This window comes from Shewanella sp. SR43-4, assembly GCF_014163845.1.
GTDB classification, from domain to species: Bacteria; Pseudomonadota; Gammaproteobacteria; order Enterobacterales; family Shewanellaceae; genus Shewanella; species Shewanella vesiculosa.
On record NZ_JACJEB010000011.1, the window covers coordinates 35,447 to 51,714 of the forward strand.

10 protein-coding genes and 1 pseudogene are annotated in these 16,268 nt (G+C 41.1%); 6 read left to right on the forward strand and 5 right to left on the reverse strand.

Going from position 1 to position 16,268, the window contains the following annotated elements:
* The first annotated feature begins 29 nt into the window (after window positions 1–29).
* A pseudogene (locus H5123_RS13635) lies at window positions 30–443 on the forward strand (hypothetical protein).
* Between the two features lie 141 nt (window positions 444–584).
* On the opposite strand, the gene H5123_RS13640 reads toward H5123_RS13635, so the two are convergent.
* Window positions 585–2,435 carry a cytochrome c/FTR1 family iron permease gene (locus tag H5123_RS13640; protein WP_182698319.1) on the reverse strand — a complete coding sequence of 617 codons (1,851 nt, stop codon included), beginning with the start codon at window positions 2,433–2,435 and terminating at the stop codon, window positions 585–587.
* A gap of 605 nt (window positions 2,436–3,040) precedes the next feature.
* On the opposite strand from H5123_RS13640, the gene H5123_RS13645 reads away from it, so the two are divergent.
* The gene (locus H5123_RS13645; protein WP_182698320.1) at window positions 3,041–3,709 is read left to right on the forward strand and encodes a flagellar brake protein; all 669 of its coding nucleotides are present in this window, start codon (window positions 3,041–3,043) and stop codon (window positions 3,707–3,709) included.
* 139 nt (window positions 3,710–3,848) lie between these two features.
* On the opposite strand, the gene H5123_RS13650 is transcribed toward H5123_RS13645, so the two are convergent.
* On the reverse strand, window positions 3,849–5,255 hold the full coding sequence (locus H5123_RS13650; RefSeq protein WP_124017088.1) for an FAD-dependent oxidoreductase: 1,407 nt from the start codon (window positions 5,253–5,255) through the stop codon (window positions 3,849–3,851).
* A 5-nt stretch (window positions 5,256–5,260) separates the two neighbouring features.
* A complete protein-coding gene (gltB, locus tag H5123_RS13655) occupies window positions 5,261–9,709 on the reverse strand; it encodes a glutamate synthase large subunit (RefSeq protein ID WP_182698321.1) in 4,449 nt (1,482 codons plus the stop codon).
* Window positions 9,710–10,230: 521 nt separating this feature from the next.
* On the opposite strand from gltB, the gene H5123_RS13660 reads away from it, so the two are divergent.
* The 3 genes from H5123_RS13660 to oxyR all read left to right on the forward strand — a co-directional run bounded on the left by H5123_RS13660 (window position 10,231) and on the right by oxyR (window position 12,971).
* Complete coding sequence (locus tag H5123_RS13660; RefSeq protein WP_182698322.1) at window positions 10,231–11,208, forward strand: TIGR01212 family radical SAM protein; 978 nt, start codon at window positions 10,231–10,233, stop codon at window positions 11,206–11,208.
* A gap of 280 nt (window positions 11,209–11,488) precedes the next feature.
* Complete coding sequence (locus H5123_RS13665) at window positions 11,489–11,854, forward strand: Hpt domain-containing protein (RefSeq protein WP_124017091.1); 366 nt, start codon at window positions 11,489–11,491, stop codon at window positions 11,852–11,854.
* A 190-nt stretch (window positions 11,855–12,044) separates the two neighbouring features.
* Window positions 12,045–12,971 carry a hydrogen peroxide-inducible genes transcriptional activator OxyR gene (gene oxyR / locus H5123_RS13670; protein ID WP_124017092.1) on the forward strand — a complete coding sequence of 309 codons (927 nt, stop codon included), beginning with the start codon at window positions 12,045–12,047 and terminating at the stop codon, window positions 12,969–12,971.
* 92 nt (window positions 12,972–13,063) lie between these two features.
* Here oxyR and H5123_RS13675 read toward each other — a convergent pair whose 3' ends face one another.
* The gene (locus tag H5123_RS13675) at window positions 13,064–14,074 is read right to left on the reverse strand and encodes an adenylate/guanylate cyclase domain-containing protein (protein WP_220487645.1); all 1,011 of its coding nucleotides are present in this window, start codon (window positions 14,072–14,074) and stop codon (window positions 13,064–13,066) included.
* Between the two features lie 232 nt (window positions 14,075–14,306).
* Window positions 14,307–14,975, reverse strand: coding sequence for a DNA mismatch repair endonuclease MutH (gene mutH, locus H5123_RS13680; protein WP_182698323.1), 669 nt, complete (start codon window positions 14,973–14,975; stop codon window positions 14,307–14,309).
* Window positions 14,976–15,739: 764 nt separating this feature from the next.
* On the opposite strand from mutH, the gene rppH reads away from it, so the two are divergent.
* On the forward strand, window positions 15,740–16,258 hold the full coding sequence (gene rppH / locus H5123_RS13685) for an RNA pyrophosphohydrolase (protein ID WP_124017220.1): 519 nt from the start codon (window positions 15,740–15,742) through the stop codon (window positions 16,256–16,258).
* Window positions 16,259–16,268 lie beyond the last annotated feature (10 nt).

Here is a 16,268-nt window from a genome sequence, read left to right on the forward strand (position 1 = left end):
ACTTTATTATTATTTTTTAAGGAATGATGATGCAAACAACACTTAGCGGCGATGTTCAACGCAAATTGCAATGGTCATTACTGGCTTTACGTTTAGGCGTATTTTTGGTGATGCTAGTGTGGACATTGGATAAGTTTGTTAATCCTAGCCATAGCATGAAGATATTTGAAAAGTTTTATGGCATTAGCGGCATGAATGAAGTTGCCGCCTATATTATGGGCGCACTGCAATTAACCTTAGTATTTGCGTTTGTATTGGGGTTTTAAAAGCGTATTACTTACGGGATTATCTTTCTCATGCACGGCGCTTCAACCTTGTCGGCATTTAATCAATATTTTGATGCGTTTAATAACTTATTGTTTTTTGCTGCATGGCCAATGTGGGCCGCGTGTTTTGCGCTGTACATGTTAAGAGATGAAGATACTAAGTTTACTGTGCAATAAATGACTAACCGCTTCTAGGCACAAAAAGGCCGGCTAAATATATTTAGCCGGCCTTTTTATTGGCTGCTCAATGTTAAACTCGAATACAAAACACCAAACTTGAGGGTTAAGCACTCAAGGTCATGCTGTCAATTTTGGGTATTATTTGGCGTAACGATTACGAATAACCAAAAAGCTAAATAACACCACAATTACCATTTGCGTACTTAAGCCTTGCCATGTCGACGCTATACCTAACCAGCTAATCGATACATCTAAAGGGAAGGGCGTAAGGCTAATTACCGCAGCTTCTTGTAATGCTGAAATACCTTTGCCTGCCAAGATAAACGCTAGCACCAGCATGAAGTATGAACTCACCGCAAAGAAGCGGGCTAATGGCAATTTAACTGAGTAGCGCATCATTAACCAAGCAATCACAGCTAAAATAGCCATACCGGCTAGCAAGCCGTAAACCAGGTAACTGACTTGTTCATTACTGCTATCAGAGCCTATGGCTTGAGTCAGTAATGACTGATAGAACAAAATGGTTTCAAAGACTTCACGATAGACCGAAATAAACGCAAGCCCTGTGAGACCCCATAAGGTACCAGTGTTTAAATGACGATCAACATTATTTTTAATGTAACTTTGCCATTTGGAACCTTGGGTTTTACTGTGCATCCAATAACCGACATAGAACAACACCAGAGCAGCCATTAATGCGGCGCCGCCTTCCATTAACTCCCTCGATGCGCCGCTAATGCTAATCAGATTATCTGCTGCCCACCAGGTTAATACTCCCGCAGCGAGTGCCGATATCCAACCAAAATGAACAAATTTAATCGCATCATGGCGCTCGGTTTTAATTAACACTGTCATTAAGGCAATGATCACCAACAGTGCTTCTAAACCTTCGCGCAACAGAATAATTAATGCCGCCGAAAACATGGCATTATTTGATAACGATTGGCCTGTTAATACAGTGTCAGCTTGATTAAGCTGAGTCATTATACTGGCAAACTCTTGATTAATCTGTGTGGTTTGGCCTGGTACTTTCAGTAAGTTTCTAAAGTTAAGCAGTTGGCTCTCGATCGATTTTCGTAAACTACTGTCATGAGCATCTAAGGTATTTTCAATTAACTCAAATCCATCTAAGTATGCACTTACCGCCAAGGTTTGTGCTTGCGCTAACTCATTGGCGTGATAAGCCTCTACTGCAGCTTGCAAGTTTGTGCGTGCAGTTGAAATCGGCGACTCGGCGTGTTGAAACAGTAATTCAGGTTGTGAGCGTAATAACTCAAGTTGGCTACGATCAATGCCGACATCTTGCTGAAGTAATTGTATAGGATTGTTATTGACCCATTGTTGTAATTCAACATTAGTATCATGTTTGTTATGTTCAGTTACCGTGGCCGTTGGCTCAAACGCTAAGCTGCCAACATAGAAAGCCAGTGACCAACGTTGTTGATCATTTAACTCACTAAAAGCCCGCATCGCGCTGCCATCTAAACCATCAGAAATGGCGTCATACAGTCCCAGTAACGAACGATTTAACGCACGTTCTTGATCGGTGAAATTGGTTGGTTCAGGTGCTAATGATTTGGCTAATGGCCCATTGCCTTGGCCTAAATCACCGTGACAGCTTGAGCAATTTTCGATAAACAATTGCTGAACATGATCTTTGGTTAATAGCTGTGATGGCAGTATTAAGGCCGGAGACTGGCTTAATAACTGTTGGCGGATTTGTTGGCTAAATCCTTGAATAACAGCCAGTGGCGCTTTGTTTTCAATGGCTTGTTGTAATTGCAATGCATCTGTCATTACTGAATTTTGCATATCATTCGCGAGCAGGTTGGTTTTTTCAATAATAATGCTGGCAAATTGCTGCATTTCAGCAAATTCATCAGGATTAGTAATATTACCTGCTGTAACCGCTTCTGAGTAATCCACCCCAATATATTCAGCTAACTGGAGAATTTGTCGTGTTTGTTTGACAATATCGTCAGATGTCATTGCCGGGCTCTGCGCCCATAGCGTCGTTGAAAAAATCGCACTAATAGCAAGCAATAGGCATCGATTGAAGAAGGATGAGTTGAGCCATTGCCGTCTTAACGTCAAGCTGTTTAAGAAAGTATTCAAGGTATTGCCCCAATAGGAATAAAAGAATTATTCTCTAAAATAAACCAAGTAAATGATAATGATTTGTATTCTACTTATTTGTTAGTAGCTTATCAATCACTGTGAAAGCTTGTTGGTGAGGCTGGTGAGTATTAATCCAGTTTATTTGCGCAAGTATGATCTGATTTCAGGGTGAGGAAATGATTCTGCAATAAATTATTTATTATTATAGTCACTAAAACATTGAGTTATGATTAGTTGCTGTGCAGTATTAATTATTACTGTTTGGTATAAGTCACATTCATTTAAGATAATAAACGGTGTGGCAATCGTCCTTTATCTTGCCGTCTGCGTTATTTGGCCATTTATCCGATTTGAATCTGGCTCGGGTTAGCTATAATGAGCAAAATAAGATTATTCTGTTTATTATAGCTATTCTGACGAGATGTTTTGATAACACACAGGCCGATAATGACGAGTTATATAAGAGCAGGTAGACAATGACTACCCCAGCAAGCGCTCCAATTTATGGTGATCTTAGTTTGATCGAAATAGGCATGGATTTATTTATTGAAATTCATTTTGCCAATGGCAAAACCGTCCAATCACGTTCGAGTATGATTGGTTATCAACTTGGGCGTTTTATCTTAATTGAGTATCCAAACAAAGGTCTTTCTGAGGCTTATCAGCATATGCTAGTGAATGCTGAAATTGTTGTAAGAGCCATGACCAATAGCGGCTTTAAAGACATCATTGCGTTTAAGTCATCTATTTTATCTATCGTTAATCAACCAATTAAGATGTTATGTCTCAGTGTTCCGAAAATCATCATTAAGAAAAAGTTACGCGATCAGCTCAGAGTTAATATTGAACAAGATGTATTTGTTATTCACAATGACGCTAAAGTGAGCGCCAAAATGGTTGATTTTTCATTTTCGGGGTGTTTGCTAACCTTAGACGCCAACGCGGCAAGTTTTGCCGAAGGCGAGCAAATACACGTGTCTATTTCGATCAATACTGAACTTTCTGGCATTTTATCTGGCAGTGCGGTAAAAGTTAAAAATGTTGAAGGGCTATTACACGTGGGGATCAAATTTTCAGATGATAATTCGTTATTAAAAGACAATATCTTCAGCTATTTTTTAGTTAATTCGACTCGACACTCATAATCAACAGTGAGTTATAGTAAAAAATAAACTAAAAAAAAGCGCATCATAAGATGCGCAAAAATTCACAAGCAAACACGTTATAACAGCTTGTTATTATCAAGCTAACCTAGAATGTCTATCCTGTTAGGCTAGCAAGCTATTAATCTAAATAGTTTAAAATCCCTAATGCCGCGTCTCGACCTTCTGCAATCGCTGTCACGACTAAGTCAGAGCCTCGCACCATATCTCCGCCAGCAAACACTTTTGGATTGGTGGTTTGAAACGGGTTGTCATCTGTTTTATTGGCTTTCACTAGGCCCCATTCATTGGTTTCGATACCAAAATCACTAAACCATGCGGCAGGGCTAGCTTGGAAACCAAAGGCAATAATCAGCGCATCAGTTGCTAACACTTGCTCACTACCTGGAATGATTTCAGCACGTTGACGTCCGCTGGCATCAGCTTCGCCCATTCGGGTTTCAACGCACTCAATCCCGACCACTTGACCGTTTTCAGCTTTAATGGCCACAGGTTGACGATTAAATAAGAAATTAACGCCTTCCTCGCGAGCATTTTGTACTTCACGACGTGAACCCGGCATGTTGGCTTCGTCACGGCGATAAGCACATGTCACGCTTTTAGCACCTTGACGAACAGCTGTTCGTAAACAGTCCATTGCAGTATCACCGCCGCCTAGCACCACGACATCTTTACCTTCGAGGCTTAGATACGGTGTCGCTTCGTCTTGAGTACCCATAATGTGATGAGTATTACCAATAAGATACGGCAGGGCTTGGATCACGCCTTGGGCATCTTCATTAGGCAGTTTTGCTTTCATGGCGGTGTAAGTACCCATACCTAAGAATACAGAATCGTATTCATCTAACAGGCTTTGGAAGCTCACATCTTTTCCGACAGTGACACCCATTTTGAATTTGATGCCCATACCTTCAAGCACTGAGCGACGTGTCGCCATGACCTCTTTATCAAGCTTAAATGACGGTATGCCGTAAGTGAGCAAACCACCAATTTGTGGATACTTGTCATACACTACTGTTTGCACACCATTGCGTGCCAGAATATCTGCACAGCCAAGACCTGCAGGACCCGCTCCAATGATGGCAACACGCTCTTTACGAGGAGTCACTTGAGTCATGTTTGGGCGCCAACCTTGTGATATGGCAGTATCGGTAATGTATTTTTCAACACTACCAATAGTCACAGCACCAAAGTCATCGTTTAAGGTACAGGCACCTTCACATAAGCGGTCTTGTGGGCACACTCGGCCACAAATTTCTGGCAGCGTATTGGTTTCATGCACCAAGTCTGCCGCCTCCATAATCCGGCCTTCTTCTGCCAGTTTTAACCAGTTTGGAATGTAGTTATGCAGTGGGCATTTCCATTCGCAATACGGGTTACCACAGTCCAGACAACGATCGGCTTGCTGCTTGACTTCTGGTTGTGTAAACGGCTGATAAATTTCAATAAATTGTGTGGCACGTTTCTTGGCTTCATGTTTTACCGGGTCTACTCGACCCACTTCGATAAATTGAAAGTCATTGCTCATAATAATTACCCTGCTTTTACCACTAATTCCGGACTCTTCTGCTCAATTTTTAGCAGGTCAGCAACGGCAATATTCGTTGGTTTAACTAATACGAAACAATCCAACCAGTTTTCAAAATCACTCAATATCATTTTGGCATGCTCACTGCCTGTTTCTTCATAATGAGTTTCAATAAGACCTTTTAAGTGCTGCTGGTGGATTTTTGATTCTACTTTATGGGTGTCGACCATTTCGGTGTTTACCCGACGATTAAAACGCCCAAATTGGTCAAATACATAAGCAAATCCGCCTGTCATACCTGCACCGAAGTTAACTCCAGTTTTACCTAGGATAACCACGATACCACTGGTCATGTATTCGCAACAATTATCGCCACTGCCTTCAACGACAGCGATGGCGCCAGAGTTACGCACAGCAAAACGCTCACCCGCTTGGCCTGCGGCAAATAATTTACCGCCCGTTGCGCCATACAAACAGGTGTTGCCCATAATGGCACTGCGTTCACTCTGGAACGGGCTACCAATAGGAGGATGAATAACGATTTTACCGCCTGACATCCCTTTACCAACATAATCATTGGCGTCGCCGCAAAGCCTAAGTTCAAGGCCTGGGCTATTCCAAACCCCAAAACTTTGTCCTGCGCTACCGCTAAAACCAAGGGTTAACGGTTGTTTTGCACCCGCGACCCCGACTTTAGTGGCAATATAGCCTGACAGTGTTGCGCCAACAGAGCGATCGGTATTATTAATTTGATATTGATAAGTAAACGGTTCACCGAGATCAACTGCCGTACGACAATCAGCTAACAAGGTTTGGTTTAACTGACCCACATCGGATGGCGGATTGATTTCTTTCCATGTCAGTGACGTATTTGGCTGCACTTTAGGCTTGTATAAAATCGGCGCTAAATCTAAGCCACGTTGCTTGTCTGTTTGACCTTCAATCGCATACAACCAGTCGCTGCGTCCGACTAAATCTTCGAACTTGGTGACACCTAATGCTGCCATCCATTCACGCACTTCTTGAGCAACAAACTCAAAGTAGGTCATGACACGTTCTGGTAAGCCGTGATAGTGATTATCACGTAAGTTTTTATCTTGAGTCGCAACACCTGTGGCACAGTTATTAAGATGACAAATACGTAAGTATTTACACCCAAGCGCAATCATAGGCACAGTGCCAAATCCAAAGCTTTCAGCCCCGAGTAATGCAGCTTTGATCACATCAGTACCGGTTTTTAAACCGCCATCCACTTGTAAGCGAATTTTATGACGTAAGCCATTTTCTACCAGTGACTGATGCACTTCCGCTAAACCGAGCTCCCAAGGAGAACCAGCATATTTCACTGAGGTGATTGGGCTTGCACCAGTACCGCCATCGTAACCCGATATGGTGATCATATCGGCATAGGCTTTGGCGACACCCGTTGCAATAGTGCCCACGCCTGGTTCTGAAACCAGTTTGACCGACACCAAGGCTTTTGGATTGATTTGTTTTAAATCGAAAATCAGCTGAGCCAAATCTTCAATAGAATATATATCATGATGTGGTGGCGGTGAAATGAGGGTCACACCAGGACGTGCATGACGTAATCCGGCAATTTCCACACTCACTTTATGACCAGGTAACTGACCACCTTCACCGGGTTTTGCCCCTTGTGCCACTTTAATTTGCAGCACATCAGCGTTAACCAGGTAGTGAGCTGTCACTCCAAATCGACCAGATGCAATTTGCTTAATGGCTGAGTTACGTTCGCTATTGAAACGACGCGCGTCTTCTCCGCCTTCACCTGAGTTTGAGCGACCGCCAAGACGATTCATCGCAACCGCTAATGCTTCATGGGCTTCAGGGCTTAATGCGCCAATACTCATGGCAGCACTGTCAAAGCGTGAGTAAAGTGTTTCAGCGCCTTCAACAGTCTCTTGCTCAACTGCGTCAAGCTGGCCTTTAATGCCAATTAAATCGCGCAGCGTTGCCACTGGGCGATCATCAACCAAGCGAGTAAACTTTTTATACTCAGCGTAGTTTTTGTCTTTTAGTGACGCTTGCAAGGTATTGACAACATCTGGGTTAAAGCAGTGATATTCGCCGCCTTCAACATACTTAAGCAAGCCACCTTGTGGTAGCGGTACATGGGCGCGATAGGCCGCAGTATGGAGTATTTTTTGGTCATCGGCGATATGGTTAAAACTAACCCCTTCAATACGGCTGATTACGCCTTTAAAGCACAATTCAATCACATCACTGGCTAAACCGACGGCCTCAAACTGTTGGCTACAACGGTATGATCCGACGGTACTAATGCCCATTTTTGACATGATTTTACGCAAACCTTTTTCAATGCCATAACGGAAGTTAAGCATTAATGGGGTCACATCATCTATCTGATGTAATTTAGCCATCGCAGAAATAGATTCGTATGCAAGGTAAGGGTAGATGGCTGTTGCGCCAAAGCCGATTAGTACCGCAAAATGATGTGGATCACGAGCAGATGCGGTTTCAACAATAATGTTAGTGTCGCAACGTAAACTTTTATCGACTAAACGTCGCTGCACAGCTCCGACAGCCATTGCGGCTGGGATCACTTGAGCATTTTTTGCAACCGCGCGATCAGACAAGACTAATAATGTTGTGCCACTGCGCGCTAAGCGTTCTGCTTCGTCTGTTATACGACGAATAGCCTGCTCTAAGGTTTCTTGAGCATCGTAGTTCAAGTCAACTGTATTGGCGCGATAGTTAGTGCTATCGAGTCCAAGTAATTGGTTAAAATCGCTGAATAATAAAATTGGCGAATTAAACATTACTCGGTAAGCATTACCTGTGGTTTCGCTAAAAAGATTTTGTTCACGTCCTACACAGGTCGCGAGCGACATTACGTGTTTTTCACGCAAGGGGTCAATCGGTGGGTTAGTCACCTGAGCAAATTTTTGACGGAAATAGTCATACAAGGAGCGTGACTTTTTCGACAATACAGCCATAGGTGTATCATCGCCCATTGAGCCAATGGCTTCTTCGCCTTTACTGGCTAGTACCCAAATAACTTGCTCTAATTCTTCACGAGTAAAACCAAACTGTTTTTGATATTGCAGCAGTGTTTTGGCATCGAAGCCACTTGAACCTTGTTTTGTCGGCGCAATTTGCTCCGCAGGGATCAATGTCTGACTGTTTTTAGCCATCCACTCTTTGTAAGGATGACGACGCTTTAGGTCATTATCAATTTCAAATGAGTGATACAAGCGACCATTTAAGGTGTCTAAGACTAATAACTCGCCAGGCCCAACACGGCCTTTTTCAATCACTTCATCGGCGGAATAATCCCAAATTCCCACTTCAGACGCTAAGGTGAGGATACGATCCTTGGTTATAACGTAGCGAGAAGGGCGTAGGCCGTTACGATCAACTGCACAGGCAGCATGGCGACCATTGGTCATTACAATGCCTGCAGGGCCGTCCCACGGCTCCATGTGCATTGAGTTAAAATCATAAAAAGCTTTTAACTCGTCATCCATTTCAGGATTAGATTGCCATGCTGGTGGAATAAGCAAACGCATCGCACGGTATAAATCCATGCCACCGGATAACAGCATTTCGAGCATGTTATCTAAAGAAGACGAGTCTGAACCGGTTTCGTTAACAAAAGGGGCCGCTTGTTGTAAATCGGGTAATAAAGGCGAGTTGAATTTATAAGCACGCGCTCTTGCCCATTGACGGTTGCCGGTAATGGTATTGATCTCACCATTATGAGCGAGATAACGAAACGGTTGTGCTAATGGCCATTTTGGCGATGTATTCGTTGAGAAGCGTTGGTGAAATAAGCAAATCGCACTTTTTAAACGAATATCTGCTAAGTCTGTATAAAATGATGGCAGGTCTGCTGGCATCATTAATCCTTTATAGACTATGACTTGCCCAGAAAGACTAGCAACATAAAAATCTTTATCATCTGTTATTTGTTGCTCAAGACGGCGACGAGCCATATATAAGCGACGTTCAAGATCTTTCTCACGCCATCCCACTGGCGCGTTAATCAATACTTGATAGATTTGTGGCAAGCTTTTCCGGCCAATCTCCCCCAGAACATCTGGATTGATCGGAACTTTACGCCAGCCAGCGACACTTAACGTTTCTCTTTGTAGTTCTTTTTCTAAAATGAACTTCGCTTCATCAGCGCGTTGCTCATCTTGGCTAAGAAATAGCATACCCACCGCAAATTTGCGGCTTAAATGCCAATCATTTTCAGCCGCAATCGCTTCAAAAAAATCTGTAGGCATTTGCATTAATAAACCACAGCCATCACCTGTGCGTCCGTCAGCTGCAATACCACCACGATGCTTCATTCGATCGAGACCATGAATCGCGGTACGCACAATACGGTGACTCGCGTCTCCGTCCATTTGTGCAATCAAACCAAATCCGCAATTGTCACGCTCAAAACTGGGATGATACAAGCTCATACAAAAAACCCCCTAAACCTCTACTAGATACGACTCGGGGTAAATTTGAAGAATATCCATAGATATGCACCCGAACCATCCAAATTAAACCGAGAATGCATAAAGGTCAAACCAAAAAAATGCAACAAACTGAAATATAATTACTAGAAAAAGGTAATAAGCTGTCAAGTTTACGTTAACGTAAACTGTGTTTTTAGCGCTATAACGTTCTGAATAAAAAGAATTTTAGAAAAAAATTAAATTACTGATTACCTTTTTGTAACAATAGCGGTTAATTGTTTTTGAAACAAAAATAATGAATTTTATTTCAAACACAGTCTTTGGGTAAAAAATTATTATAAATGAGTAAATATTCACTTTTTGTCGATGTAAATAAACTAAATTGTTTTAAACGTTATTTAGTTTGTACATAAGTTTATAACTCGCTTGAGTTAATAGACTGTTTTATTGATTTAGCACCAAGACAGGTGTTTATCGACTGACTACACTGGCGAACTTTGGCGTAATAATGAGACTGTATTTTGGGTTTAGATGACTACGTAAATACGTTTGGCCTGTATTGCAAACGTCTATATGGACAAAGGGTAAAAAAATTAACCATTGATGCCCAATTTACTTGTCCTAATCGTGATGGCACCTTAGGGGTGGGAGGGTGTACTTTTTGCAACGTTGCCTCATTCAGTGGTGAACGAGGTAGAGAACAACCGATAGCGATACAATTAACTGAAGGCAAAGTACGTGCGCAATCAGCAAAAAAATGTACTTCTTCGGTGAATATAAATACTGCACCCACAGCTAAATATATTGCTTATTTTCAAGCTTACACTAGTACTTATGATGAGTATGAAGTGCTTAAGCAAAAATATGATCAAGCGCTGGAGGATAGCGATATTGTAGGGTTACATATTGGTACTCGTCCTGATTGTGTTCCTGATCAAGTAATTGATTTACTGGTTGAGTATCAACAACGAGGGATAGAAGTATGGCTAGAATTAGGCTTACAAACCGCCAATGATCATACTTTAAAGCGGATTAATCGTGGCCATCTGTTATGCGAATATCGTCGGACGGTAAAAAATGCCCGCGCTAGAGGCATTAAAGTGTGTACTCATTTGATATTAGGGCTCCCAGGCGAAACGTCGATTGACTATTTTAATAGCTTACAAACTGTATTAGGCATTGGTGTAGATGGACTTAAATTACATCCTTTACATGTTGTTGAAGGCAGTACGATGGCGAAGCAATGGCGTTATAATGCTATGCCATTATTGACCCTTGAAGAGTATGCCGCTGAAGCTGCAAAACTTATTCGACATACTCCAAAAAATATTATCTTTCATCGGGTAACTGCTTATGCCAAAAAACCAATCTTACTCGCCCCAGATTGGTGTGCTTTTCGCTGGGATGGCTTGGTTGCGATCGTAAACGAGTTACGTGAATTTGGTGGGCAAGGCAGTGCATTAATCGCTAGCCAACCTAAAACCTCTTGGGGCGAGTGATCGCTGCGGGTCGATTATTGGCAATCAAATAGGTTCAACATTTAGGTCGATTTTTGTGATGTTATATAGGAGTGATAACTATTATCACTAAAAATTTGGCTGAAAAATTATCAATGTGAGGTATTTTTAAACATTGGTAATACCAGTTGAGTAGTTATGTTGAAAAAATGTGATATTTTGTCATTAAATAGCGGTTAAATATTAGCAAGCCTTGCATAGGGTATTTTACTCGGTATCATATTTATAACTTTATAGCGTTATATTTGATAGAGGTGCCTTAATGGCCACAACGCAGTTAGACTCAATATTGGATCTCAATACGCTTGAGCAATATATCAGTGCCATTGGAGCTGGAACGTTATTGAAAAGCGTCGTGTTATTCGAGCAGCTAATGCCTGAATATATCAGCAGCCTAGTGAAAGCGGGTGATGCAAATGATAAAGACACCTTATGTGCAGAAGCTCATAAATTTAAAGGTGCAGCAGGGTCTGTTGGCCTGAAACGCATTCAGCAATTTTCACAGTTATTACAACACGGTGAAGAAGCTAAATGGGAAACCGAACACAAGGTATGGCTTGCTGCAATCGTTGAGCATGCTGCCAAAGATTTACAACAGTTGAAAGTATACTTGGAAGCAAAAGCGTAATTTCCATTATGCTAGTCACTATCTGTTTAGATAAATACCTAGACGAGTGCTGAAAGTCATGCTGTTTAAGTGCCTCTTATTTAAGGGGCATTTTTTATGGGCCTTTATTTCGATTAGCCCATTGATGTCTTGTTTTTTTGGCTTATTTAATTCACTATTTGAATTAACATAGATAAGGGTAATCGTTTATATGAAAAATCTTCCTAGCCTTAAAAACCTTTATTATTTAGTTCATTTACATCAAGAACAAAATTTTAATCGCGCTGCCAAGATATGCTTTGTGAGCCAATCAACATTATCAAGTGGGATTCAAAACCTTGAAGAGCAACTGGGTTACCAGTTAATTGAACGCGATCATAAATCCTTTATGTTTACTGCTATTGGCGAAGAAGTGGTTGAGCGAGCTCGCAATATTTTAACCGATGTCGATGACTTAGTTGAGTTAGTTAAAAATCAAGGCGAACCCATGACTGGAGAGATCCGCTTAGGGTGTATTCCGACCATAGCGCCATTCTTACTCAGTCGAGTGGTTAAATTATGCCAGCAAGATTATCCCAAACTCAGCTTGTTATTAAAAGAAGATACCACTGAGCGTTTGTTGGATGCGTTAGCCAAAGGTGAGTTAGATCTATTGATATTGGCGTTACCCGTGGACACGAGTGGTTTTCATAGTATGAAAGTCGGTATTGATCCGTTTAAAATGGTAATGCATAAAGAGGTATCGCAACAATTAGTGCAACCTATCGACTACCAAAAAATGCCTGATGAAAGTATTTTTTTACTCCAAGCTGAACATTGTATTACCGGACACGCAATAACAGCATGCCAATTGGGTGATAGTGCCAAAATTAATCCCTTTGCTGCCACGAGTCTGCATACTTTAGTACAGATGGTAAACAGTAAACTTGGTACTACATTTTTACCCCAAATGGCTATTGATACAGGGATATTAACGGATACCGATCTGGTTGCTATCGATCCACCTGGCGAAGCCCCTTACCGTGATATCGGTTTAGTTTGGCGTCAAACTACCAGTCGTATTTCAACGTTCAGAACCTTAGGTTTGGCCATTCAGAAAAAGCTGTTAGCACAAGTGTTACCGAATAAGATCGGTTAGAGACTCATTTGGAGAATGTTGAAGCCTCAATAAATGGCAAGTCGTAATACTTGCCATTTTTGTTATTAACTGACTTCAACTAGCAGAGGGAGTTATTTTATTGGAGCAACACCATACACTTCAGTTGGATGCTTTTTACCCTTTAGCATAATAGGCCCTAAGTCAGTCAGTTGATACTGGCTATTTTGCTGTTCAAGTCGATGCACTACATCCCCTGAGAGTAACATTCTTTGACCGAGTGGGTTACATTGATCTTGCAGTCGAGCCAGAGTGTTTAATACATCACTAAAGAAACTAATTTCTTGCTTATGAACACCAACAACTGCGGCGACAACTTGGCCACAGTGGGCTGCTGCTTTGAATTTGGGCACAAAACCATATTGCTGTTCAAAGTATTTTCTCTGCCACTGAAGTTGCTGACAAAACTCAAAATAGATATTCATGCAACGGTCATGTTTAATGCCTTGTTCTAACGGCCAGTGGATCAATACTGCATCACCCATATAGCGATAAATTTCCGCTTCATTATCGGTCACCGTATCTGCAAGCATACTAAAGCTGTCTTGAATCAAGCGGCTAAAGCGATAGTCACCTAACGTTTCTGCATGAGCGGTTGATGACACCATATCGATAAACAAGAACAATTGTTGCTCATAACGTGGCTTGTGATATTTACCCATGCCAATATTCAGTAATACTTTTGGGCCTACCAACAGCGACATTTGTTCAATAAAAGCTAAGCTGACCCGCACCACAACAAGATAAACCACTAATGCTTGGAATGATGGGCTGTAAATAATTTGCACCGTAAGCATTTGCCGCAATGTCACCATGTGATTCTCTATGGCCCACATGTTTAAAAATTGTGTCACATACGCTAAGGTCGTCGCCCCGAGTAATAGAAACAAGCCTTTAAATACGACTGAAAATAAATAAGGTAAACGACTGATGGCGCTAAAGTCAGCAATCAGGTTCGACATCCAATGCAAACAGCCAAATACAATGCCCATCATCACAGCAAGTGTGGCTAAATCGGCACTTCCAACTGCCCACTCAGGTAGTTGCGATGATTGTGAGTAACGAAAAAAAACGAAAGAAGCCATTGCTACACACCAGGCAAAAATAGCGAACAATAATTTTTGTGTTTGACGGCGTGCTTTCACGGAGAATGTGGTTGCCTAAATGACTTAGTATATAAGAGGGGTAGTCTATAGAAATTTTGCTTACTTGTGATATTTTATTTCTGATTTAGATCAATAGAAGTGAAGAAACTGCTGCAGTAGTACAAGTTTTTTCGATATTAATAATCATAGTCAGGGTTGTGATTGTGGCAGATTATGAGAATGCATTAGCTAAGATCTGTTGCGTAAAGTTAATTTTAAGGTAAAACCCTCGAGGATTGGATAATTGTATACTGCCATCTTCGGCGATGCTTTCTGTGAGTGCTTTGCTATTAGCCGCTTTTGGTCGTAATTGCAGTACCTCTCCATGACGGGCGCTAATTTTATCCACCTTGCCTAAGGCAATAAGCTCCATTATCTCTTCCCAATCTTGTTGTAACTGTCTGGCTTGATCTCTGTTGGGTTGCCACAGTATGGGTGTGCCTATGCGTCTTTGTCCAACAGGAATACTCCGTTCACCTTCAACAGGAACCCATAACACTCTCTGCAATTTATGATAAACCAGACTATTCTCCCAAGTCATGCCTTGAATATTCGTCAGTGGGGCCACAGTAACATAAGTCGTTTCTAGTGGTTTGCCGTTATGATCAATCGGGATCGTTTTCAGCTCAACGCCTAAATGCAGAAAGTCTTGTTCAGGTTTTGAGCCCGCAAGCGCACCTAATTCAGATTCAATAAGTTGACCTACCCAGCCTTTATCTCTTCGCAAATCCACCGGTACTTCTATTTGATTATCTCTGGCAATATCCGCTAAACAAATGCCTGCCATATTGTGGGCTCTTTGCATTAATTCATTGAGGTTTAAGGGCGATGATTTAGCCATTTGATGATAATTTACCTTTGAGAACGTGGGGGGCGCTGGCGATTAATACTGACACGCTATGCTATCAAGTAATATTGATTGATAACAAGTTTAGTTAGTTGTACCTGGGTTGGTTGAAAAATAACCGCATTTTGTTTGGGTAAAGTTATTCGCTTAAAATCTTCTGTAGGATGCTGTTTTAAAATGAATTTTTTAACTACGACTGTTTTTATAATATACTTGTCCCAAGTTACACTCGTTTTTCCCCTACATTTCACACATACTTATCCACAGATTTAATGGATAAGTACAAGTTTATGGCTCTTTAACTGATTAAAAACCCCAAGTCAACGTAATAAAATGGCTTTTTTACGGGTTTAATTTAAAATAAGCCTTGTTATTTGTGTATAACTTAAGTTGCTAAATGAGTGATTAGCTATCTCAATTAGGCTTGTGTGTTTTTTGTACTATTGCAGCGATCTAGCATTTTTTGAATTTATTTAAAATTTTAAGTTACTGTTTATATAGAATTATAATATAATTCTCAGCAGTTTTATTCAAAAGGATATTAGTTGGTTTTTAGCCTGTTATTAAGGTTTACCAAAGTTTCGAACAGAGATATCCACAGATTTTGTGGATAATCCACAAAGTGGTTTTGTATAATTGTTGATAATTTTGATTTATTCACATTGTTATTCAATTATCCACAGTAAATAGAGGTTTGCCGATAGGCATGCTTTGTGAAACAATCAAACGATATAAAATTTGTTATTTTCGGAGTCCATGTGATTGATAGCGACGGCTTTCGCGCAAATGTGGGCATCATTATCTGTAATAAATTTGGACAAGTTATGTGGGCCAGACGTTTTGGCCAACATTCATGGCAGTTTCCACAAGGTGGGTTGGATGATGGCGAGTCTGCAGAAGAAGCCATGTATCGAGAACTTTACGAAGAAGTGGGGCTAAGACCTGAACATGTTCAAATTTTAACGTCCACGCGCTCTTGGTTACGTTACCGTTTACCTAAGCGTTTGGTACGCCAAGAAAGCAAACCTGTTTGCATTGGCCAAAAACAGAAATGGTTTTTACTACAATTGAAAGGTCACGATAATACCATTAACTTGAATTCTTCAGGTCATCCAGAGTTTGATGATTGGCGTTGGGTCAGTTATTGGTATCCTGTTCGTCAGGTAGTGTCTTTTAAACGCGACGTATATAGAAAGGTAATGAAAGAGTTCGCATCGACGACATTAGCGCTACAAACGCGCGAATTTAGTAAAAAACGAAGCAAACAACGGAGTTAACTGATTTCAA

Coding starts and splice junctions, on each gene's coding strand:
- H5123_RS13640 (WP_182698319.1), bottom strand. CDS start 2,435: ATGACATCTGACGATATTGTCAAACAAACACGACAAATTCTCCAGTTA.
- H5123_RS13645 (WP_182698320.1), top strand. CDS start 3,041: ATGACTACCCCAGCAAGCGCTCCAATTTATGGTGATCTTAGTTTGATC.
- H5123_RS13650 (WP_124017088.1), bottom strand. CDS start 5,255: ATGAGCAATGACTTTCAATTTATCGAAGTGGGTCGAGTAGACCCGGTA.
- gltB (WP_182698321.1), bottom strand. CDS start 9,709: ATGAGCTTGTATCATCCCAGTTTTGAGCGTGACAATTGCGGATTTGGT.
- H5123_RS13665 (WP_124017091.1), top strand. CDS start 11,489: ATGGCCACAACGCAGTTAGACTCAATATTGGATCTCAATACGCTTGAG.
- oxyR (WP_124017092.1), top strand. CDS start 12,045: ATGAAAAATCTTCCTAGCCTTAAAAACCTTTATTATTTAGTTCATTTA.
- H5123_RS13675 (WP_220487645.1), bottom strand. CDS start 14,074: ATGGCTTCTTTCGTTTTTTTTCGTTACTCACAATCATCGCAACTACCT.
- mutH (WP_182698323.1), bottom strand. CDS start 14,975: ATGGCTAAATCATCGCCCTTAAACCTCAATGAATTAATGCAAAGAGCC.